Here is a 20290-nt window from a genome sequence, read left to right on the forward strand (position 1 = left end):
CGGAGGTCCCATGAGCACCCGAACCACCGTCCTGCGCGGCCGCAACCGCCGCACGGGGCTCGCCGTCCTCGCCACCGCCCTCGTCCTGCCGGTCACCGGTCCGCTGGCTCCGGTCGCGGATGCCGCACCGCCCGGGAGCCGCCCCTCGGCTCCGGTCGGCCTCACCGTCGACGACCTGCCGCACCCGCTGAACGCCGACGAGTCGCCACGGTTCGGCTGGCTGCCCCAGGACGCCGACGCCAACGAGGTGCAGACCGCCTACAAGATCGAGGTCCGCGACGCCGACGGTGCGGTGATGTGGGACTCCGACAAGGTGAAGTCCGCACAGCAGGCGTACGTCGACTACGACGGCGTGCCGTTGGAGCCCGGCAGCGCGTACACGTGGCGGGTGCGCACCTGGGACAAGGACCGCCTGCCGTCGCCGTGGTCGCGCCCGGCGACCTTCGAGACAGGGCTCGGCGACGACGACTGGGGCGACGCCGCGTGGATCCGGCGGCCACCGGGCAACCCGGACGCCAGCGCCCTGAGCATCGTCGACGGCCGGGGCCGGGTCACCGGCGGTGACGTCACTCTGGCGCGGACCGGCACGGACTGGACCGACTACGTCGTCACCATGGACGTCACGCCGATCACCCGGGCCGCCGCCGTCGTGTTCCGGGCACCCGACAGCCGCAACGGCTACATGTGGCAGCTCCACGCCAACGACAACGCCCTCAAGACCCACCGGATGGTCAACGGCGGCTACCCGACCGACGCGCGTCGCTCGGTGCCGCACGTCATCGACCCCGGCGTCACCTACGAGCTCAGCGTCCGCGTCCAGGGCAGCACCTTCGAGACCAGCATCGACGGCCGCGTCGTCGACCGCTGGACCGACCCCTCGGCCACCGGCTCGGGCCGCGGCACCATCGGCTTCCGCGAGGCCAACGGCGAGGTCGCGGAGTTCGACGACGTCCGGGTCACCTCCCTCGACGGCGGCACGGTGCTGTTCGAGGAGGACTTCTCCGGCGGCCTGGACCGGTGGGTCCGCGGCACCACGACCCGGGAGGCCGACGAGTACACCCTCGCCCGCACCGAGGTCGACGTCCCCGCCGGCAAGCTGGTCCGCGCCCGCAGCTACCTGTCGGCGAGCCACGTCGCCGAGCTGCACCTCGACGGCGTCCGCGCCGACCGGATGACCAACTACGGCCACCCGGGCGAGGGCTACTACCAGGCCGCCGACGTCACCGACCTCGTCACGCCGGGTGAGCCGCTGGCGGTCGCCGCCATGCTGCACTGGTTCAGCAGCGGCCAGGGCAGGGTCGGTGCCGAGCCGGGCCTGCTGGTGCGGATCGTGCTGGAGTACGCCGACGGCTCGACGTACACGGTGGTCAGCGACGACAGCTGGAAGGTGCGGCGCGGCCCCTACGTCCAGGTCGGCACCCGCAACGGCGAGGGCCTCTACGTCGAGCACCTCGACGGCACCGCGGCGCGGGCCATCGGCGCCTGGCGGCGCGAGGGGTACGACGACAGCGGCTGGTCCGACGCCGTGGTGGTCGGCCGGCACCCCACCGCCCCGTTCACCCACCTCGCGGGCCAGCAGACCCGGCTGACGGAGACGGTCGTCCACCCCGAGCGGATCCTGGTGGCCGACGACGGCACCCCGGTCGCCGACTTCGCGAAGGTCATCCCGGCCCGCCCCGGCGTGCGCTTCGAGCACGGCGTGGCCGGCCGGGTCATCCCGATCCGCGCGAGCTACGAGCTGGCCGCCTCCGGCCGGGTCTCCACCGCCGGCACCGCGACGCAGGGGACCAACATGTCGTTCCCCTACACCCAGCACGCGGGCGCCCAGGACTACCGGGCGTTCGGTCACCTCGGCTTCCGCTACCTCGAGATCCCCGGCGCCGAGGAGCAGATCACCGTCGACGACGTGACGGCGACGATCGTGCACACCACCTATCCCGAGAGCGGCGCCGCGACCTTCGACAGCTCCGACGAGACGCTCGACCAGGTGTGGGAGCTGATGCAGCGCTCGCTGCGCTACTCGGTGCAGGAGACGTTCGTCGACACCCCGACCCGGGAGCAGGGTCAGTTCCTCCACGACACCGTCAACATCTCCTACGGCCTGATGGCCACCGACCACGACCGGGTGGCGACCCGCCAGGCGATCCGCGAGTTCGTGCTGAGCCAGGAGCGGTGGTGGCGATCCGGCAACGACCAGGGCCGCTACAACGCCGTCTACCCCAACGGTGACGGCAAGCGGGACATCCCCGACTTCACCCAGGTCGTCCCCGACTGGATCTGGCGCTACTTCCTGGAGACCGGCGACGTCGACCTCCTCGAGGACGTCTACGACAACCTCGCGGCGACCGCCGACTACGTCCGCCGCCACATCCCCGTCTCCGGTCCGACCCGCGGCCTGGTGACCGAGCTGTCCGGCGGCAGCGGCCAGTACCGGTACGGCATCGTGGACTGGCCGGTCCACGGCCGCTTCGGCTACGACATGACGGCCACCGCCCGCACCACCGTCAACGCGCTCGGCGTCGACGTGCTCCGCAAGGTGGCCCTCGCCGCCGAGGCGGTCGGCCGGCCGGCCGCCGAGGTGCAGGCCTATCGCGACGACGCCGACGCGCTCACCGACCGGATGAACCAGACCCTCCGCAGGGCCGACGGCAGCTACGTCGACGGGCTGCTCGGTGACGGCTCCCAGAGCGCGCACGCGGGCCAGCACGCGACGTCGTACGCCGTCGCGCTGGGGATCGCGCCGAGGGAGGACCTGCCGGCGCTCGGCAGGTACCTCGCCGCGATGGGCATGAAGCAGGGCCCGATGACCGCGCACTGGCTGCTCGACGCCCTCGCCGAGGCCGGCTCCGCCGAGGCGCTGCTGCGGGTGCTGACCAACGAGGACGACTACGGCTGGGCCGGCTGGCTCGCCGACGGCGGGACCTTCACCCCCGAGGCGTGGGAGCTGAGCGGCTCCGCCAACAGCGCCTCACACGGGTGGGGCTCGCGCGGGATCGTCCAGGTGCTCGAGAACGTGCTCGGCATCGAGGTCACCGCGCCCGGCGGCGCCGAGCTGCGGATCAGCGTGCCGGAGACCGGCCTCGCGCACGCCGAGGGGTCGCAGATGACGCAGCGGGGCCGGGTCGAGACCGCGTGGGTCCGCGACGGCGACCGGGTCAGCCTCCGCACGAGGATCCCGGTGAACACCACCGCGGTCGTGGAGCTCCCGGCGGTCGAGGGGCGCGGCTACGAGGTGGTCGGGCCCGACGGCACGTCGGCTGTGCCGGTGGCGCCGGCGTCGGCCGACGACGGGCTGGTGGCCTACCGCATCGGCTCCGGCCGCTGGAGCTTCGAGCAGGTCGACCGGGGGTAGCGTGCCGGACCGGCCACAATGGTCCGGTGAGCAGCTCAGCGACACCTGATCGCGCCGTCGGTGGGGGCGTGCCCGAGGTCGGCCCCCACCGTGACGAGCCGCACCAGGACGGCATGAGCGGTCGGCTGAACTGGCTGCGGGCCGCGGTGCTCGGCGCGAACGACGGCATCGTCTCCACGGCGGGCGTCGTGATGGGCGTGGCCGGCGCGACCAGCGACCGGAGCCACATCCTCGTCGCCGGCATCGCCGGGCTCGTCGCGGGCGCGCTCAGCATGGCGGTCGGCGAGTACGTCTCGGTGAGCACCCAGCGCGACTCCGAGGAGGCACTGCTCGCCAAGGAGCGCCGCGAGCTCCGCGACGAGCCGCAGGACGAGCTCGCCGAGCTCGCGGGCCTGTACGTCGACAAGGGCCTCGACGAGGACCTCGCGCTCGAGGTCGCCCGGCAGCTCACCGCCAAGGACGCGCTGGCCGCGCACGCGGAGGTCGAGCTGGGCATCGACCCCGACCACCTCACCAGCCCGTGGAGCGCCGCGTGGGCCTCGATGGCGGCCTTCACCGTCGGCGCCCTGCTGCCGCTGCTGATGGTGGTGCTGGCCGGTGCCGACCTCCGGGTGCCGCTCACCGTGTCCGCGGTGCTGGTGGCGCTGGCCGGCACCGGGTGGCTGAGCGCCCGGCTCGGCTACGGCTCCACCCGTCGCGCCGTGCTGCGCACCGTCCTCGGCGGCCTGGTGGCGATGCTGGTGACCCACGGGATCGGCCAGCTCGTCGGGACGCAGGTCTAGCCGTGGTGCGCCTGTTCGCCGCCGTCGTGCCGCCCGAGGACGCCGTGGAGCACCTCGACGGCTTCCTCGAGCCGCGCCGCTCCGCCGGCGACTTCCGCTGGACCCGGCCCGAGCAGTTCCACGTCACGCTCGCCTTCATGGCCGACGTGGCCGAGCTGCGCATCGAGGAGTACGTCGACCGGCTGGCCGCGTCGCTCGACGGCCTGCCCACGTCTGAGGTCCGGCTCGGCGGAGCGGTGACCTTCCCCGACCCGTCGCGCGCCCGGGTCCTGGCCGTGTCGGTGCGCGAGCGCGGAGCCGCCGCGCTGGAGCGGGCCGCGGTGCGCGCCCGCAACGCTGCCGTGACGTCCGGCATCGAGGTCGACGGCCAGCGGTTCCGCCCGCACCTGACCATCGCCCGCACCGGCGGGCGGCCGGTCGAGATGACCAGCTGGGTGCGGCTGCTCGACGGCTACGAGGGCCCGGCCTGGTCGTTCGACGGCGTCCAGGTCATCGCCTCCCATCTCGGTGAGGGTCCGCGGCGCTCGCCCCGCTACGAGACGCTGGCGACGATCGGCTGGTGAGCAGGCTGTCGGGTCGTCACCTGGGGTGAACCGGCGTCTCGCCCGGACGCAGAAGGGCCCGGCCCCCGCGGGGCCGGGCCCTTCGGGCGTGCGGCGGGTCAGGCGTCGAGGTGCCGGACGATCTCCTCGACCTTGTCCTTGGCGTCGCCGAAGAGCATCTTCGTGTTCTCGCGGAAGAACAGCGGGTTCTGCACACCGGCGTAGCCCGCGGCCATGGAGCGCTTGAAGACGATCACGTCGCGGGCGTTCCACACCTCGAGGACGGGCATCCCGGCGATCGGGCTGGTCGGGTCCTCTGCGGCGGCCGGGTTCACCGTGTCGTTCGCGCCGATCACCAGGACGACGTCGGTCTCGGGGAAGTCGTCGTTGATCTCGTCCATCTCGAGCACGACGTCGTAGGGCACCTTCGCCTCCGCCAGCAGCACGTTCATGTGGCCGGGAAGGCGTCCCGCGACGGGGTGGATGCCGAACCGGACGTCGACCCCCTTCGCCCGCAGCTTCGAGGTGAGGTCGGCGACGGGGTACTGCGCCTGCGCGACGGCCATCCCGTAGCCCGGCGTGATCACCACCGACGAGGCGTGCGCGAGGAGCTCGGCGGCCTCGTCGGCCAGGATCTCCCGGTGCTCGCCGTAGTCCTTGTCGTCGGCCGCGGCCGCCTCCTGGCCGAAGCCGCCGGCGATGACCGAGACGAACGAGCGGTTCATCGCCTTGCACATGATGTAGCTGAGGATCGCACCCGAGGAGCCGACCAGCGCACCGGTGATGATCAGCAGGTCGTTGCCGAGCAGGAAGCCGGCCGCGGCGGCCGCCCAGCCGGAGTAGCTGTTGAGCATGGACACCACGACCGGCATGTCGCCGCCGCCGATCGCGGCGACGAGGTGGAACCCGAGCAGCAGCGCGAGCGCCGTCATGATCAGCAGCGGCACGATCCCGAGGCCGTCGCCGTGGTCGCCGTCGACGAGGGCGAACCAGACGCCGAGGCCGACGGAGAGCACCAGGATGGCCAGGTTGAGCAGGTGCCTGCCCGGCAGCATCACGGGCGCCGACTTCATCTTCGCGCTGAGCTTGAGGTTGGCGACGATCGACCCGGTGAAGGTCACCGCTCCGATGAAGACCCCGACGAACACCTCGACGTCGTGCACGGTGTCGTGGCCGGCGCCGTGCTGGAGGTAGGAGTTGAAGCCGACCAGCACGGCCGCGAGGCCCACGAAGCTGTGCAGCAGCGCGATCAGCTCGGGCATCCCGGTCATCTCGACCGTGCGCGCCCGCCACGCGCCGATGACCGCACCGACGGCCATCGTGCCGAGCACGATCACCAGCGCCGCCCACAGCGGGGTCTCGGGGTCGGAGAGCTCGTTCTCCTGCGCCATCAGCAGCAGGGTCGCCACCAGGGCCAGCACCATGCCGACCATGCCGAGGATGTTGCCCTGCTTGGCAGTCTCGTGCTTGGAGAGCCCGGCCAGCGCGCCGATGAAGCAGAGCGCGGCGATGATGTAGGAGCCCTGGATGAAGCCGAACAGGTGCTCGGAGGTGAGGAAGTCGTTCATGGCTCAGCCCTTCCGGAACATCTGCAGCATGCGGAGGGTCACGAGGAAGCCACCAAAGATGTTGATGCTCGCGACGAGGACGGCGATGGCCGCGAGGACGAGGATCACCGGGTTGTCGGCGGTCCCCACCTGGAGGATGCCGCCGACCAGGATGATCCCGGAGATCGCGTTCGTCTCCGCCATCAGCGGCGTGTGGAGGGCGTGCGCCACGTTGGAGATGACGTAGTACCCGGCCACCACGGCGAGCGCGAACACCGTGAAGTGCGAGAGGAACTCGTACGGCGAGAAGGCGGCCACCAGCGCGAAGAGCACGGCGGCGAGCCCGGCGGCGTACCACTTGCGGCGGGGGTCGGCGGGCGGCTTCTCCTCCTTGGGCGGCGGTGCGGCCGCGGGCGCCTGCGGGGCCGCGGAGACCTGCACCGGCGGCGGCGGCCAGGTCGACTCGCCCTCACGCACGACGGTGATGCCGCGCTGCACGACGTCGTCGAAGTCCAGCGTGAGGACGCCGTCCTTGCTCGGCGTGAGCAGCTTGAAGAGGTTGACCACGTTGGTGCCGAACAGCTGCGACGTCTGCGCAGCGAGCCGACCCGCGAGGTCGGTGTAGCCGAGGATCGTGACGCCGTTGTCGGTGACGACCTTCTCGTCGGTCCTGGTCAGCGCTGCGTTGCCGCCGTTGGCGGCCGCCATGTCGACGATCACCGACCCGGGCCGCATCGCGGCGATCGTCTCGGCCGCGATGAGCTTCGGAGCCGGGCGTCCGGGGATCAGCGCCGTGGTGATGACGATGTCGGCGCCGCGCGCCTCCTCGTCGTACATCGCGGCCGTGGCTGCCTCCTGCTCGGCGGTCATCTCCTTGGCGTACCCGTCGGCGGACTTCTCCGCGAAGAGCGAGGGGTCGAGCTCGACGAACTCCGCGCCCATCGACTCCACCTGCTCGGCCACCTCCGGGCGGACGTCGAACGCCCGCACCACGGCGCCCATCGCGGAGGCGGCGCCGATCGCGGCGAGACCGGCTACGCCGGCGCCGACGACGAAGACGCGGGCGGGCGGGATCTTGCCGGCGGCCGTGACCTGGCCGGTGAACATCCGGCCGAACTCGTGCGCTGCCTCCACGACGGCCCGGTAGCCCGCGACGTTGGCCATCGACGACAGCACGTCCATGGACTGGGCGCGGGAGATGCGCGGCACGGCGTCCATGGCGAGGGCGGTCACTCCGGCGGCCTGCAGCTTCTCGACCAGCTCCGGGCTGCGTGCCGGCGCCATCATCGAGACGATCGTGGCGCCGCGGCGCAGCCGCGCGATCTCCTCGTCGGTGGGGGCGTTGACCTTGACCACGACGTCGGCTGCCCACACGTCGGCGGAGGAGCCGACCCGGATCCCCGCCTCGGTGAACGCCGAGTCGGCCTGGTCGGCGAGCTCACCCGCGCCCGACTCGACGACGACGTCGTAGCCGAGGTTGGTGAGTTGGGTCGCCGTCTTCGCGGTCGCGGCGACGAGCGTCTCGCCGGGTTTCGACTCGCGGGGAATGCCGATGAGCACGGAGCCTCCAGCTTTCGGTGGACACAGCGCGAGTCAACCTACACAGCGGAGGTACCCCCGGCGCTTCCGTCCCACGTGTGACGGGAGTCTGTGATCAACGCCTCGTCACGGCGGCGTACGACGGCGTACGACTGGGGTGGGACGGCGTACGACGGGCCGGCGGGGACGGTGTCGGCCCGGTCAGCCGACGAGCTCGACCTCCTCGAGGTCGCCCGTCTCGTCGTCGACCTCGACCTCCGCGACGCCCCGACCGGGGGTGAGGTCCGCCGGCGTCCCCTCGTCGTCCTCGTCGTGATCGATCTCGATCTCGGTGTCCTCGGTGACCTGGAAGGTCCGCTCGCCCGCGGCGGTGGTGATCACGAGCGCGCCGGTCTCCGGGTCGAAGGAGGCGACGGTGCCGAGGAAGTCGTCCTCGTCCTCGTCGGACTCCCCGTCGTCGTCCCGGTCCCCGTCGCAGCGGTCGTCCGGTGCGTCGTCCTCGTCCTCGTTGGACTCCCCGTCGTCGTCCCGGTCCTCCGCGCCGTCGCGGGTGCCGTCGTCGTCGGAGTCGGCGTCTCCGGTGCGCAGGCGCAGCTCGTTCTCGTCCTCGTCGGCGACGGCGTCACGGTCGCGGTCGTCGTCGTCGCGGAGGCAGCCCTCGCGGGCGTCGTCCTCGTCCTCGTTGGCGCGACCGTCCCGGTCGGCGTCCTCGTCGCCGTCGCGCACCCCGTCGTCGTCGGAGTCGCGGTCGAGGAGGCGAGTGGAGCGGTAGCCGTCGCGCACCTCGTCGCCGTCGTCGTGGCCGTCGTTGTCGGTGTCCTCGTCGGAGGGGCGGGAGCCGCGTCGGTACTCCGCGAGGTTGCTCAGCCCGTCACGGTCCCGGTCGCGGGCGGCGTCGTCGCGGGACGGGTTCAGCCCGTGGCGGGACTCCCAGCGGTTCGGCATGCCGTCGCGGTCGCGGTCGGCCGCCTGGGCTGGACCGGCGTGGGCGCCCAGCGCGGCGACGAGGCCGCCGGCCGCGACCAGGCCGGTGAGGGTGCGTCGGACGGTCGGGCTCACGAGCACGGCTGCTCCTTCGGTCGGCCGGTGATCGCCGGCGGACGGCCGGGAGAGCCGTCACTGGGGGGATCGGCCGGGGCGGACCGGTTCTGAGCGTTCGGCGCTCGCCTCAGCCGCCGGCGATGCCGTAGAGCCGGTCGCCGGCGTCGCCCAGGCCGGGGACGATGTAGCCCTTCTCGTCCAGTCGCTCGTCCAGCGCCGCCGTGACCACGGTGACCGGCACGCCGAGGTCGGCGAGCTCGCGCTCGAGGCGGGTGCAGCCCTCGGGCGCCGCGAGCAGGCAGACCGCCGTGATGTGGTCGGCGCCCCGGTCGACGAGGAAGCGGATCGCGGCCGCGAGCGTGCCGCCGGTGGCGAGCATCGGGTCCAGCACGTAGCACTGGCGACCGGTCAGGTCGTCGGGCAGCCGCTCGGCGTAGGTGACCGCCTCCAGCGTCTCCTCGTTGCGCACCATGCCGAGGAAGCCGACCTCGGCCGTCGGCAGCAGCCGCATCATCCCGTCGAGCATGCCGAGCCCGGCCCGCAGGATCGGTACGACGAGCGGCCGTGGCGCTGCCAGCCGCACGCCGGTCGTCGGCGCCACCGGCGTGCGGATCTGCGCCGCCTCCACCCGCACGTCGCGGGTGGCCTCGTAGGCCAGCAGCGTGACCAGCTCGTCGGCCAGCGACCGGAACGTCGGTGAGTCGGTCCGCTCGTCCCGCAGGACGGTGAGCTTGTGGGCGACGAGCGGGTGGTCGACGACCTGGGTGCGCATGCCCGTGAGCGTAGTGGGCCCGCGCCCCGATTCCCTCTGGTCCTCAGCGGTCGTCCGTGTCACGCTGGCACCATGTCCGCAAGCGGCACCTCCACTGACTCGGTCGACTTCGCGCTGGCCGCCTACCGCGAGGAGGGCGTGTGGCAGGTCGCGGAGCTGACGCACGACCACGCGGTCGACGTGGAGACGCTCGCCTCGGCCCTGCGCCGGTTCCCCGGCGACGGGGGAGCGGTCGGGCTGGTCGCGGTCGACGAGGACTTCTTCGTCGTGGTGCGGGTCGCCGGCCAGCAGACCCGGGTCATGCTCTCCGACGTCACGGCGGCGACGGAGTGGGAGCTGGCCGCCTCGGTCGTCGAGCACCTCGGGCTCCCCGTCGTGGAGGAGGACGTCGACGAGCCGGAGCCCGCGGGCGACCTCGAGCTGCTCAGTGACCTCGGCGTCAACGCGATGGACCTGGCCTCGATCCTCGACGACGACGAGCTCTACCCCGACGAGATGCTGTCCGAGGTGGCGCGCGGGCTCGGCTTCGGTGAGCTGTTCGACGACACCGTCGGGCTGGCGTCCGCCTGAGCGCACGTCCCTTGTCCGCCGTACCGCCGGCCGCCGCGCGCTGGCTGGAGCCGATGCGCGCCGCCCTCGCCGAGGCGTCCGCGGCCTTGGCGACCGGCGACGTCCCCATCGGCGCCGTCGTGGTCGACGAGGCTGGAACCGTGCTCGCCTCCGGGCGCAACGTCCGGGAGCGGGACGCCGACCCCACCGGCCACGCGGAGGTCGTGGCCCTCCGCGAGGCCGCCCTCCGGCGCGGGGAGTGGCGACTCGCCGGGTGCACCCTCGTCGTGACGCTCGAGCCCTGCACCATGTGCGCCGGCGCCGCAGTCCTCGCGCGGGTGGACCGCGTCGTCTTCGGCGCCTACGACGACAAGGCCGGCGCCGTCGGATCGCTGTGGGACGTGGTGCGGGACCGGCGGCTCAACCACCGCCCCGAGGTCGTCGCCGGAGTCCTGGCCGAGGACTCGACGGCCCTCCTCGCCGACTTTTTCGCCGACCACCGGCGGTCCTGACCGCTCTGACTGCCACGGCCTGCTCTTTCGGGCGGACTGGTTGCCCTTGCGGGCAATCGGCTTGGGAAGCGGGCTGCCGCGGCGCCCGACATCCCTAGCGCGCAAGAACTCCCACCCACCGCACGCGAAGGAACGCCCATGTCCGACACGAAGCTTCGCCGCGGAGGCCGCATCGGCCCCGTGGCCCTGGCCGCCCTGGTGGTCACCGTCCTGCTCGGCACCAGCGGCGGCGCGGTCGCCGGCGCCCTGATCACCGGCAAGCAGATCAAGGACGGCACCGTCACCGGCGCCGACATCAGGAACGGCAGCCTCGCCGGCGCAGACATCCGCAACGGCTCCATCACCGGCACCGACATCAAGGACGAGGCCCGGATCTTCGGGGCCTACGCCGGTGGCAGCTCGGACGAGGAGCTCGACAACTTCGTGTCGGACACCTACGTCCCGATCGTCAGCAAGTCGCTCACGGTGCGCCGCGGCTACCTGCACATCACGGCCAGCGTGTACGCCCAGTCGGACACCTCCCTCGGGAACCAGGGTTCCCTGGCGCTCGCCGTGCGGGTGGACGGCAAGACCGTCCAGAGTGACGCCCGACTCGACACGACCACCGGTGCCGACTTCGGGGAGACCGGCACCCTCACCGTCGTGGTCCCGGTCAGCAGCGGAAAGCACACCGTCAGCCTGATCGCACGCGATGACGCCCTCGGCTCCTACATCTTCGAGCGCTCGGTGAGCGTCGTCTGGACCGCCGGCGGCAGCGTCTCCGGCGACCTGTTCACGCCTCGCGTGGTCACGCCGCGCTCGTCGAACCGCTAGCTCACCCGCCGGTCCGGGGCCTGATTTCAGCACCCGCACCGGCTCCGGTAGCCTCTCCGGCGGTGGCGTGTCCGAGCGGCCTAAGGAGAACGCCTCGAAAGCGTTTGTGGGTGCAAGCCCACCGAGGGTTCAAATCCCTCCGCCACCGCCATGGGCTACAGAACAAAGCTGTAGCCGAGCAGACGAAAGGTCTGACGAGAGCCACCTGAGACCCGAGGGATCGGGACCGAGGGTGGCTCTCGGCGTCTCTGGGCATCCGCGCCGCCGGTAACGTGCCCAGAGCCGTTGTCAGCGCGTATGCGCGGGCCGGAACTGACGAAAACCCGCCCGAGTTCGGGTACGTCGGTTCGAGCGGGTCTGCTGGTGGGCGACCGGTGTTGGTCAGGCGGCTTCTTCGGCGTCGGAGTCCAACTCGTTGTAGTCGGGGTCTCCCCGCGTGCCCTTGGTGGAGGGGGCGCCAGATGGGTGGTGGCGTGCTCGCCGTTGCGCTTGCAGCGAGGCACGTAGAGGTCGCCATTATGCGTCGCGCAGCGCGTTGCGGAGAAGGATGCGCACTTTGCGACTCCCGTCGGCGGGAGCAGGGAACGTGGCGAAGCCTGACTAGGCGGCACGGCCCCTGATGCGGCGCTTCCCGAAGGTGCCGAGCGCCCCGTAGCGTTGTCCTTGGCGAAACCGTGCCGGCCTCTGGACTGGCGCAGGGTGTTGTGGTGTCGGTTGTAGGTGTCGGTGTGCTCCGTGGTGCCGAACACGAGACCCTGTGCGTACCGCGCGGGAGTGAGGGAGTGACGCCCGACGGCAACCCGGACCGGTGGCGTGTGGCCGAAGCCGTGCCGTCAAGAGTCCGTCAGCATCGCACACGGGAAACGGCAGGACGCGTCGGCTCCGGACGACGGCACCCCTCCGAGCAACTCGGCCCATAGTCCTCAAGGCACGATGGCGCAGAAGGCCGTCAGGTCATCGGTCACGGGGAGACAAGCCGCGCTAACCGCCCCGCCGCTACGTCTCGTCATCGAACGTCTCGTCCTCAACGACCTTCACGGCCAACTCGTCGACGGCTGCAATTACGGCTTCCAACTGGACCAGAAGAACATCCTCAACAGCACCCTGCTCCACGCCGAGCGGCAGCAGGAGCGGGATCAACACGTCTGTGTTCTCCGGGCGAGCGTGATGAGTGATGCCAGCAGATGTCAGGGCCTGCGAAATCGTGGCTGTCTCTCCAGAGGTCGCCAGGCTCACCTGAGCCCACGCTGGCCCCGGCCCATAGGTGTCCCACCAGCGCAGCCAGGTCCCGACCCAGATCGACTTGCCCGAGGGCGTGGTGATGTGACGCCCGAACCCGCCATCGGCCGTGCCGTTGCGAACCTTCGCCGACGATGCTCGCGAGCACACCGCCTTCAGACTGTCCACGACGGCATCCAACTGTCGCCCGACGCGCTGCGGCAGGTCTTCTGGAAGCAGCGGCACCCAGCCCACCGCAGTCCGCCATTCAACCAGGCCCCGAATCTGCTCCAGTTCTGCGGCGCCGCCCGCATCGCCGAACTTCCCCACTGCCGCACTCAGCCGGTTGATGAGCGATTCCCACGACAAAACCGCCAACGTATGGCCAGCTGCCCCCACCGGCATCTTGGCCACACCCGCGTCCACAGCACCGTCCGTCAGGGCCACCGCCTCGGGCTGCCCGCCAGGTGTGACCGTCACGGTCCGCCAGACGTTGAGCATCCGGTCCCGAGGAACCAGGAACACTAAGGCGCCCGGAACGCCCGGGGTCAGTTTGCTGAGGTACGCGCCACCGGTCTGAGCAGCCGTGAGGTTGGCGTCGAACTTGGCCTCCACGACTAGGCGAGTGCCTTCCGGGTCCGAGGCCACCAAGTCGGGACGACCCTCGGTCGCAGGGTTGATCTCCTGCCCGGTGAACACCAATCCCAGCGACGAACTGCCCGGACAGAGTTCGGAAAGCAGTTCCGACATCACCGCCGAGGCCGCCTCCGACGTCGCGCACAAGTGCACCAACGCGTCCGTCGCCACTGGCTCGGGCTGGAGGCGGCGGGTCGCAACGATCGTGGCCAGCAGGCTCGTCATGACAACGATGCTGGCACGCCGGGAGCCCATCGACCCCCGCTTCCACCAACTTCTTCACGCGCGAGGTCACCACCGCTCGCAGCCGTCCAGCCCCACCCCTCGCCTCGTCGATAGCAAGAGTGCGGCGAGAGCCGCATTGCCCGTTAGTGCACCGACGCCACTTCCACGCCGCGAGACCAAAGGAGGCAGATGAACACCGTACTCGCCAGCAGCAGGGGAACACCTCTAACCGCCGGGGGAAGGCGCCCGTAGTGTTGGCCGCCCACGCCCCCGACCTGCATGGAGCACTCTGGTCCCCAGCCCGCCATGACGAGAGTCAGGAAGCCGTCCCCTCGCGCTGCGAGCGGGGCGGCTTCTCTCGTTCGGTGTCCCTCAGGGAGCGGCCTGCCGCGGCTTGCGCTCCGGGTCCACCAGGTTCATCGCGGGCGTCGCCAGCACGCCGTGCACGAGGACCGACGCGACGATCGTGAAGGTCACCGTCGACCAGAGCCAGTCGCTGGCCAGGACGTCGGCGTGGCCCGCGCCGTAGGCGAGGTAGTAGAGGGAGCCGACGCCGCGCACGCCGAAGAAGGCCGCCGCCCACTTCTGGCCGACCGTCAGCTGGGCGCGGCCGTCGGGCCCGCAACCGGTGGGGATGCCCGCGAGCGACACCCGCGCCGCGAGGGGACGGATGACGAAGAGCAGGGCGAGGCCGATCCCGACCCCCCGCCAGTCCAGGGCGTCGAGCATCCCCCGGGTGAGCGCGATGCCGAGCACCAGCAGCACCGCGAGCGTCAGCAGCCGCTCTAGGCGCTCGGCCACCTCGTGCATCGCCGCGTGGTAGTCGTGCGAGCGCTCCGCGTTGCGGAAGGTCATGGCGCAGACGAACACCGCCAGGAAGCCGTAGCCCTGGGCCACCTCCGCGACGCCGTACGCCGTGATCAGCGCGGCGAGCGCCATCAGCGACTCGCCGCGCTCGGCGGCACGCAGCGACGGGCTCTGCGAGCGGAACGCGATGTGCGCCAGCAGCCTCCCGACGAGGATGCCCGCCGCGACACCGATCAGGATCTTGGCCACCAGGTAGAATCCGACCCACTCCAGCGCCCAACTGCTGACGGCGCCCTGCGTCGCCATCAGGATCGCCAGGTAGACGAACGGGAACGCGAGCCCGTCGTTGAGGCCGGCCTCGGACGTCAAGGTGAATCGGAGCTCGTCGCTCTCGTCGACCTCCAGGTCGCCGGTCTGCGGCCCGGCCACCTGGACGTCCGAGGCGAGCACAGGGTCGGTCGGCGCGAGCACCGCTCCGAGCAGTACGGCGGCCGCCGGCGCCAGCCCGGCCCACCAGCCCAGCAGCGCCACCCCGCCGATGCACAGCGGCATGGCCACGACCAGCAGCCGCCACGTCGAGCGCCACGCCCGCCAGTTGTCCAGGCTGCGCAGGGAGAGCGGCCGGTCGAGCGCCAGGCCGACCCCCATCAGCGCGACGATCACGCAGAGCTCGGTCACGTGCTCGATCACCGCGCGGTTCTCCTGCACGTCGAGGGGCAGGCCGTTGGGGAGGGGGGTGAGGCCGATCAGCATCCCGACCGCCACGAGCACCATCGGTGCCGAGATCGCCCACCGTCGGAGGACGTCCGGCAGCAGCACAGCCAGCAGGAGTGCACCCCCCGCGACGAGGTACACCAGGTCGGCCGTCACGCAGCCCCAGTACCCGCCACCGCCTCCTCCAACGCGTGCGACGGCGGGCGGACTGGGTCAGTGAGCGGCGAGCTGGCCGGTCAGCCGGCCGTGCCGCTCAGCGCTGGCGTCGTTGAGGCCGACGATCTCCACCGACTTCCCCTTGCGCTCGTACTTCGTGGTGATCGCGTCGAGCGCGGCCACCGTCGAGGCGTCCCAGATGTGCGACGCGGACAGGTCGATGACGACCTGCTCGGGGTCGTCGGCGTAGTCGAACTGGGTGTAGAGGTCGTTGCTGGAGGCGAAGAACAGCTCGCCGGTGACCCGGTAGACGGCGACTGTCGCGCCGCGCTCGTCGGTCACCAGCTGCCGGTCGGTCTCCGTGAGGTGCGCGACGCGGCGGGCGAACAGCGTCATGGCGACCAGCACGCCGACGACGACGCCGATGGCGAGGTTGTGGGTGAAGACGGTGACGGCGACCGTCGCGAGCATCACGGTGGTCTCCGACTTGGGCATCCGGCGCAGGGTCGCGGGGTGGATGGAGTGCCAGTCCATGGTGCCGACCGAGACCATGATCATCACCGCGACCAGCGCGGCCATCGGGATCAGAGCGACGACATCGCCGAACCCGACCACGAGGATCAGCAGGAAGACGCCGGCGAGGAAGGTGGAGATCCGCGTGCGGGCACCCGAGGCCTTCACGTTGATCATCGTCTGGCCGATCATCGCGCAGCCGCCCATGCCGCCGAAGAAGCCGGTGATCACGTTGGCGGCGCCCTGACCGCACGCCTCGCGGGTCTTGTCCGAGGGGCTGTCGGTGATGTCGTCGACCAGCTTGGCGGTGAGCAGCGACTCCAGCAGGCCGACGACCGCCATCGCCAGCGCGTACGGCGCGATGATCTCGAGGGTCTGCAGGTTCAGCGGCACGTCGGGCACGAGCAGGGCGGGGAGGCTGTCGGGCAGCTCACCCTCGTCGCCGACGTCGGGCACGTTGAGAGCGGCGAGGATCGTGAACCCGGTGAGCGCGACGATCGCCACCAGTGGGGCGGGGATCACCTTGTTGACGTGCGGGAAGCCGACGATCACCGCGATGCCGACCGCGATCATCGGGTAGACCAGCCACGGCACGTCCACCAGGTGCGGCACCTGGGCCAGGAAGATGAGGATCGCCAGGGCGTTGACGAAGCCCACCATCACCGAGCGGGGGATGAACCGCATCAGGCGGGCCACGCCGGCCACGCCGAGGGCGACCTGGAGGACGCCCGCGAGCAGGACGGTGGCGATCAGGTAGTCCAGCCCGTGCTCGCGCGCCACCGGGGCGACGACCAACGCGATGGCCCCGGTTGCGGCCGAGATCATGGCCGGGCGGCCGCCGAGGAAGGCGATCGAGACGGCCATCGTGAACGAGGCGAAAAGCCCGACCCGCGGGTCGACACCGGCGATGATCGAGAACGAGATCGCCTCGGGAATCAGCGCCAAGGCGACCACCAGGCCGGCGAGCACCTCGGTCCGCAGCAGCCTCGGTGAGCGCAGCGCGGTGCGCACCGACGGCTCACGCGGGGACGACGCGACGTCCGCGGACAGGAGCGAGGCAGGGCGAGGCAAGGAGATCTCCGATTCGGACCGGCGGTGCGAGTGGGGTTCGGGGCGGCTGGCCGGGCGCGGCCGCAGCACGTTCGGTGCCTGGACCCGACGCGAGGAGCACGCGACCGTGGCTGGGTGCGGCCGCCGGCGACGCTGCCGGGGCGAGGGCCAACTCTACCCTCACGTGAGGGTAGAGTTGCAATCGCCCGCTCCCTTCCCAGAGACGAGACCCTGTGACCGGCAACGACCCAGCCGCCTCCCCGCGCGAGACCAACGCCACGGGCGGCTCGGCGATGCACATCGGAGAGGTCGCCACCCGCACCGAGCTGTCGATCCGCAGCCTGCGGCACTGGGACGAGGTGGGGCTGGTGCGGCCCTCCGGCCGGTCCGACGGGGGCTTCCGTCTCTACACCGAGGACGACGTGGAGCGGATCCTGCTCGTCCGTCGGATGAAGCCGCTGGGATTCACCCTCGACCGGATGGCCGAGGTGCTCGCCGACATCGAGGCGCTCCGCGACGCCGGCACGTCCGAGCGCGAGCGGGGGCGATCGGCGGCGCGCCTGCACGAGGTGCAGGCCGAGGCCGCGGAGCGGAGACAGCGGCTGGTCCGGCAGCTGGCGATGGCCGACGAGTTCATCGGGCTGCTCGCCCGGGAGGTCGACTGACGCCGGTCAGCGCACGGACGTCGGGCCGAGGCACACGGCGACCAGCTCGCCGGCCTCCTCGCCGCTGAACACGGCCCAGCCATGGTCGAACGAGACGACCTTCGCCTCGCCCTGCGGGGTCCGGATGATCGCCTTGTCCGGCACGACCCCCCGGTCGAAGCCGGTGAGCGAGCAGCGGTTGCGCTCCATCAGCTCGGTGAGCGGGCCGGCGGCGAGCCCGACCGGCTCGGCGGGGGAGGGCGTCGGCGCGGCGATCACGTTGGCCGCTCCCAGGGCGACGAGCAACGTGAGGGCGGCGGCGGTGGTCGCGGTCCGCAGCGTCGTGAGGATCGCCCGGAACCACTGGGGACGTCGTACCGCGGCAGTGGTCACCTCGTCCCCCTTCGGTGTTCTGGTGTGGTTCCCGGTTGTCGCTTTCAACGACGCGGACCGGAGCGGGTCACGACCCGGTTGCCGACGCGTCGGCCCGTCCTGGCGGACACCGGTGGGGCTGTGCAACGGCGCCGGGCAGGATGTGGGCATGAGCACCCCAGCGAGCTGGTTCGAGTCCCCGGGCGACGTGACCACGCGGCTCGACGCCGCGGGCTACCTGGCCGACCACGCCACCGCGACCACGACGTACCTCGCCGGCGCGCTCGAGAAGCCGCTGCTCATCGAGGGTCCGGCCGGCGTGGGCAAGACCGAGCTGGCCAAGGCCGTGGCCAGGGCGACGGGCGCGGACCTGGTCCGGCTCCAGTGCTACGAGGGTCTCGACGAGGCGCGCGCGCTGTACGAGTGGAACTACAAGAAGCAGCTCCTGCGCATCCAGGCGGCCAACGCCGGTGGCGGCGGCGCCGACTGGGAGGCCACCCACGACGACATCTTCACCGAGGAGTTCCTGCTCACCCGTCCGCTGCTGACGGCGATCCGGCGGGAGGAGCCCACGGTCCTGCTGATCGACGAGGTCGACAAGACCGACATCGAGGTCGAGGGCCTGCTGCTGGAGGTGCTCAGCGACTTCCAGGTCACCATCCCCGAGCTCGGCACGGTCGCCGCCGCCCGCCGGCCGTTCGTCGTGCTGACCTCCAACGCCAGCCGGGAGCTCTCGGAGGCGGTCAAGCGGCGTTGCCTCTATCTCCACCTCGACTACCCCGACGCCGCCCGCGAGCGGGAGATCCTGCACAAGCAGGTGCCGGGGCTCGACGACCGGATCGCCGAGCAGCTGGTGGCGACCGTCGGCCGGCTCCGCGACCTGGAGCTCAAGAAGGCGCCCTCGATCGCCGAGTCCGTCGACTGGGCCCGCACCCTGATCGCGCTGGAGATCCGCGACCTCGACGAGAAGGTCGTCGCCGACACGCTGGGTGCGGTGCTCAAGCATCAGTCCGACCACCAGCGGGCGATCAAGGAGCTGCGGCTCGACCAGCGGTCCGGGGCCCGCTGACCATGGCCGGACACCGGTCCGGGCTGCTCGACCGCCACCTCTCCTTCATCGAGGCGCTCCGCGGCGCGGGCATGTCCGTCTCACTCGCCGAGGACCTCGACTCGGTCGCGGCACTGTCGGCGCTGCACTGGACCGACCGCGACACCGTCCGCGACGCGTTCGCGGCCACCCTGGTGAAGAAGCAGTCCCAGCGCACGACCTTCGACGCCCTCTTCGACGTCTACTTCCCCGCGATGGTGGGCGACGGCGTGTCCGCCGGCACCACTGCCGACGGCGACGGTGACGGCGTGGCCGGCGACGAGGCCGGGCCGGTGCGGGACAACGGCACCGCGCTGCTGAGCTTCCGCGACCGGCTGGCCGAGGTCCTCGAGTCCGCCCAGCTCGACGAGGCGGAGCTGCGCCGGATGGCCGCGGAGATGGTCGGGGTGTTCGGGTCGATGCCGGGGCGCGGCCCCGGGCTCTCGTCCTGGTCGGCCTACACGGCGCTGCAGCGGGTCGCCCCGCAGGAGCTGCTCGACCGGCTGGTCGCTGCCCTGGTCGCCGAGGGAGCCGACGAGGAGGACGCGCGCCGCGCGGCCAACCGGCGGCTGGGCGGCTTCACCGCGATGGTGGAGGACGACGCCCGCCGGAGGATCGCCGAGGAGAAGGGGCCCGACCACGTCGCCGAGGTCGCGGTGCGGCCGAGCATCGACAAGCTGGCGTTCACCGCCGCTCGCCGGGCGGACCTGGAGGAGATGCGCAAGGAGATCTTCCCGCTCGCCCGGCGGCTCGCCACGCGGCTGGCGAAGGAGCACCACGCGAAGCGCCGCGGGCCGCTGGACTTCCGCCGCACCGTGCGCGCCTCGATCGCGACCGGCGGCGTCCCGATCACCACCCACCACCGGCCGAAGCGCCCGCACCGCACCGACCTGGTCGTGCTCTGCGACGTCAGCGGCTCGGTCGCCAACTTCGCCCAGTTCACCCTGCTCTTCGTCTTCGCGCTGCGCGAGGTCTTCCAGAGCATGCGGGCGTTCACCTTCATCGACCACGTGCACGAGGTGACCGGTCACTTCCGGCCGGGGGCGGACCCGGTGGACGTCCTCGCCGACCTCGCTGCCAGCACCAGTCACGCCGCGCTGTGGGGTCGCACGAACTACGGCCGGGCGTTCCAGAAGTTCCAGGAGCAGCATGCCGACGCGCTCGGGCCGAAGACCACGCTCCTCGTGCTCGGCGATGCCCGGTCCAACTACAGCGACCTCCACGAGGACGTGCTCCGCGACCTCGCGGGCTCGGTGAGGCGGGCGTTCTGGCTCAACCCCGAGCACGAGCGCAACTGGGGCACCGGCGACTCCGCCGCACCCACCTACGGCCAGATCGTGCGGATGATCGAGTGCCGCAACCTGACCCAGCTCAACGAGTTCGTGCACGACCTGGCCTGGTGAGCCGAGCGGAGGAGAG

The 20290-nt window shown here is 71.7% G+C and carries 17 protein-coding genes and 1 tRNA gene; 10 read left to right on the plus strand and 8 right to left on the minus strand.

Going from position 1 to position 20290, the window contains the following annotated elements:
* The first annotated feature begins 10 nt into the window (after positions 1 to 10).
* Genes ACPOLA_RS15910 through thpR form a run of 3 tightly spaced genes read left to right on the plus strand, consistent with a single transcriptional unit; the run spans position 11 to position 4697 of the window.
* A complete protein-coding gene (locus tag ACPOLA_RS15910; RefSeq protein ID WP_435771481.1) occupies positions 11 to 3352 on the plus strand; it encodes a family 78 glycoside hydrolase catalytic domain in 3342 nt (1113 codons plus the stop codon).
* Between the two features lie 26 nt (positions 3353 to 3378).
* Complete coding sequence (locus tag ACPOLA_RS15915) at positions 3379 to 4134, plus strand: VIT1/CCC1 transporter family protein (RefSeq protein ID WP_435771482.1); 756 nt, start codon at positions 3379 to 3381, stop codon at positions 4132 to 4134.
* Positions 4135 to 4136: 2 nt separating this feature from the next.
* On the plus strand, positions 4137 to 4697 hold the full coding sequence (thpR, locus tag ACPOLA_RS15920; protein ID WP_435771483.1) for an RNA 2',3'-cyclic phosphodiesterase: 561 nt from the start codon (positions 4137 to 4139) through the stop codon (positions 4695 to 4697).
* A 98-nt stretch (positions 4698 to 4795) separates the two neighbouring features.
* Here the strand turns inward: thpR and pntB are convergent, their stop codons facing one another.
* The 4 genes from pntB to upp form a co-directional block, all read right to left on the minus strand.
* Positions 4796 to 6244, minus strand: a complete 1449-nt coding sequence (pntB, locus tag ACPOLA_RS15925) for a Re/Si-specific NAD(P)(+) transhydrogenase subunit beta (RefSeq protein WP_435771484.1) — start codon at positions 6242 to 6244, stop codon at positions 4796 to 4798.
* A gap of 3 nt (positions 6245 to 6247) precedes the next feature.
* Complete coding sequence (locus tag ACPOLA_RS15930; RefSeq protein ID WP_435771485.1) at positions 6248 to 7783, minus strand: Re/Si-specific NAD(P)(+) transhydrogenase subunit alpha; 1536 nt, start codon at positions 7781 to 7783, stop codon at positions 6248 to 6250.
* A 180-nt stretch (positions 7784 to 7963) separates the two neighbouring features.
* Positions 7964 to 8821 carry a hypothetical protein gene (locus ACPOLA_RS15935; RefSeq protein ID WP_435771486.1) on the minus strand — a complete coding sequence of 286 codons (858 nt, stop codon included), beginning with the start codon at positions 8819 to 8821 and terminating at the stop codon, positions 7964 to 7966.
* 109 nt (positions 8822 to 8930) lie between these two features.
* Complete coding sequence (gene upp, locus ACPOLA_RS15940) at positions 8931 to 9575, minus strand: uracil phosphoribosyltransferase (protein WP_435771487.1); 645 nt, start codon at positions 9573 to 9575, stop codon at positions 8931 to 8933.
* A 72-nt stretch (positions 9576 to 9647) separates the two neighbouring features.
* Between upp and ACPOLA_RS15945 the strand changes: the two genes are divergently transcribed.
* From ACPOLA_RS15945 to ACPOLA_RS15960, 4 genes are all read left to right on the plus strand, one after another.
* On the plus strand, positions 9648 to 10145 hold the full coding sequence (locus ACPOLA_RS15945) for a tRNA adenosine deaminase-associated protein (protein ID WP_435771488.1): 498 nt from the start codon (positions 9648 to 9650) through the stop codon (positions 10143 to 10145).
* Between the two features lie 53 nt (positions 10146 to 10198).
* On the plus strand, positions 10199 to 10636 hold the full coding sequence (locus tag ACPOLA_RS15950; RefSeq protein WP_435771507.1) for a nucleoside deaminase: 438 nt from the start codon (positions 10199 to 10201) through the stop codon (positions 10634 to 10636).
* 138 nt (positions 10637 to 10774) lie between these two features.
* Positions 10775 to 11449 carry a hypothetical protein gene (locus ACPOLA_RS15955; RefSeq protein WP_435771489.1) on the plus strand — a complete coding sequence of 225 codons (675 nt, stop codon included), beginning with the start codon at positions 10775 to 10777 and terminating at the stop codon, positions 11447 to 11449.
* A gap of 61 nt (positions 11450 to 11510) precedes the next feature.
* Positions 11511 to 11600, plus strand: a tRNA-Ser gene (locus ACPOLA_RS15960).
* 845 nt (positions 11601 to 12445) lie between these two features.
* On the opposite strand, the gene ACPOLA_RS15965 is transcribed toward ACPOLA_RS15960, so the two are convergent.
* The 3 genes from ACPOLA_RS15965 to ACPOLA_RS15975 form a co-directional block, all read right to left on the minus strand.
* Entirely contained in the window at positions 12446 to 13528 is a 1083-nt protein-coding gene (locus ACPOLA_RS15965) for a hypothetical protein (RefSeq protein WP_435771490.1), read from the minus strand.
* A 372-nt stretch (positions 13529 to 13900) separates the two neighbouring features.
* Positions 13901 to 15205: a cation:proton antiporter gene (locus tag ACPOLA_RS15970; protein WP_435771491.1), complete on the minus strand. Its 1305-nt coding sequence runs from the start codon at positions 15203 to 15205 to the stop codon at positions 13901 to 13903.
* A 57-nt stretch (positions 15206 to 15262) separates the two neighbouring features.
* Positions 15263 to 16789 (minus strand): SulP family inorganic anion transporter, encoded by a 1527-nt coding sequence (locus tag ACPOLA_RS15975; protein ID WP_435771492.1) that lies wholly within the window; start codon positions 16787 to 16789, stop codon positions 15263 to 15265.
* A gap of 212 nt (positions 16790 to 17001) precedes the next feature.
* Between ACPOLA_RS15975 and ACPOLA_RS15980 the strand changes: the two genes are divergently transcribed.
* Positions 17002 to 17433, plus strand: a complete 432-nt coding sequence (locus ACPOLA_RS15980) for a MerR family transcriptional regulator (protein ID WP_435771493.1) — start codon at positions 17002 to 17004, stop codon at positions 17431 to 17433.
* A 6-nt stretch (positions 17434 to 17439) separates the two neighbouring features.
* Here the strand turns inward: ACPOLA_RS15980 and ACPOLA_RS15985 are convergent, their stop codons facing one another.
* Complete coding sequence (locus ACPOLA_RS15985; RefSeq protein ID WP_435771494.1) at positions 17440 to 17805, minus strand: hypothetical protein; 366 nt, start codon at positions 17803 to 17805, stop codon at positions 17440 to 17442.
* Between the two features lie 148 nt (positions 17806 to 17953).
* Between ACPOLA_RS15985 and ACPOLA_RS15990 the strand changes: the two genes are divergently transcribed.
* On the plus strand, positions 17954 to 18853 hold the full coding sequence (locus ACPOLA_RS15990; protein ID WP_435771495.1) for an AAA family ATPase: 900 nt from the start codon (positions 17954 to 17956) through the stop codon (positions 18851 to 18853).
* A 2-nt stretch (positions 18854 to 18855) separates the two neighbouring features.
* Positions 18856 to 20274 (plus strand): VWA domain-containing protein, encoded by a 1419-nt coding sequence (locus ACPOLA_RS15995; protein ID WP_435771496.1) that lies wholly within the window; start codon positions 18856 to 18858, stop codon positions 20272 to 20274.
* Positions 20275 to 20290 lie beyond the last annotated feature (16 nt).

This window comes from Nocardioides proteolyticus (genome assembly GCF_051280635.3).
Lineage (GTDB): Bacteria > Actinomycetota > Actinomycetes > Propionibacteriales > Nocardioidaceae > Nocardioides.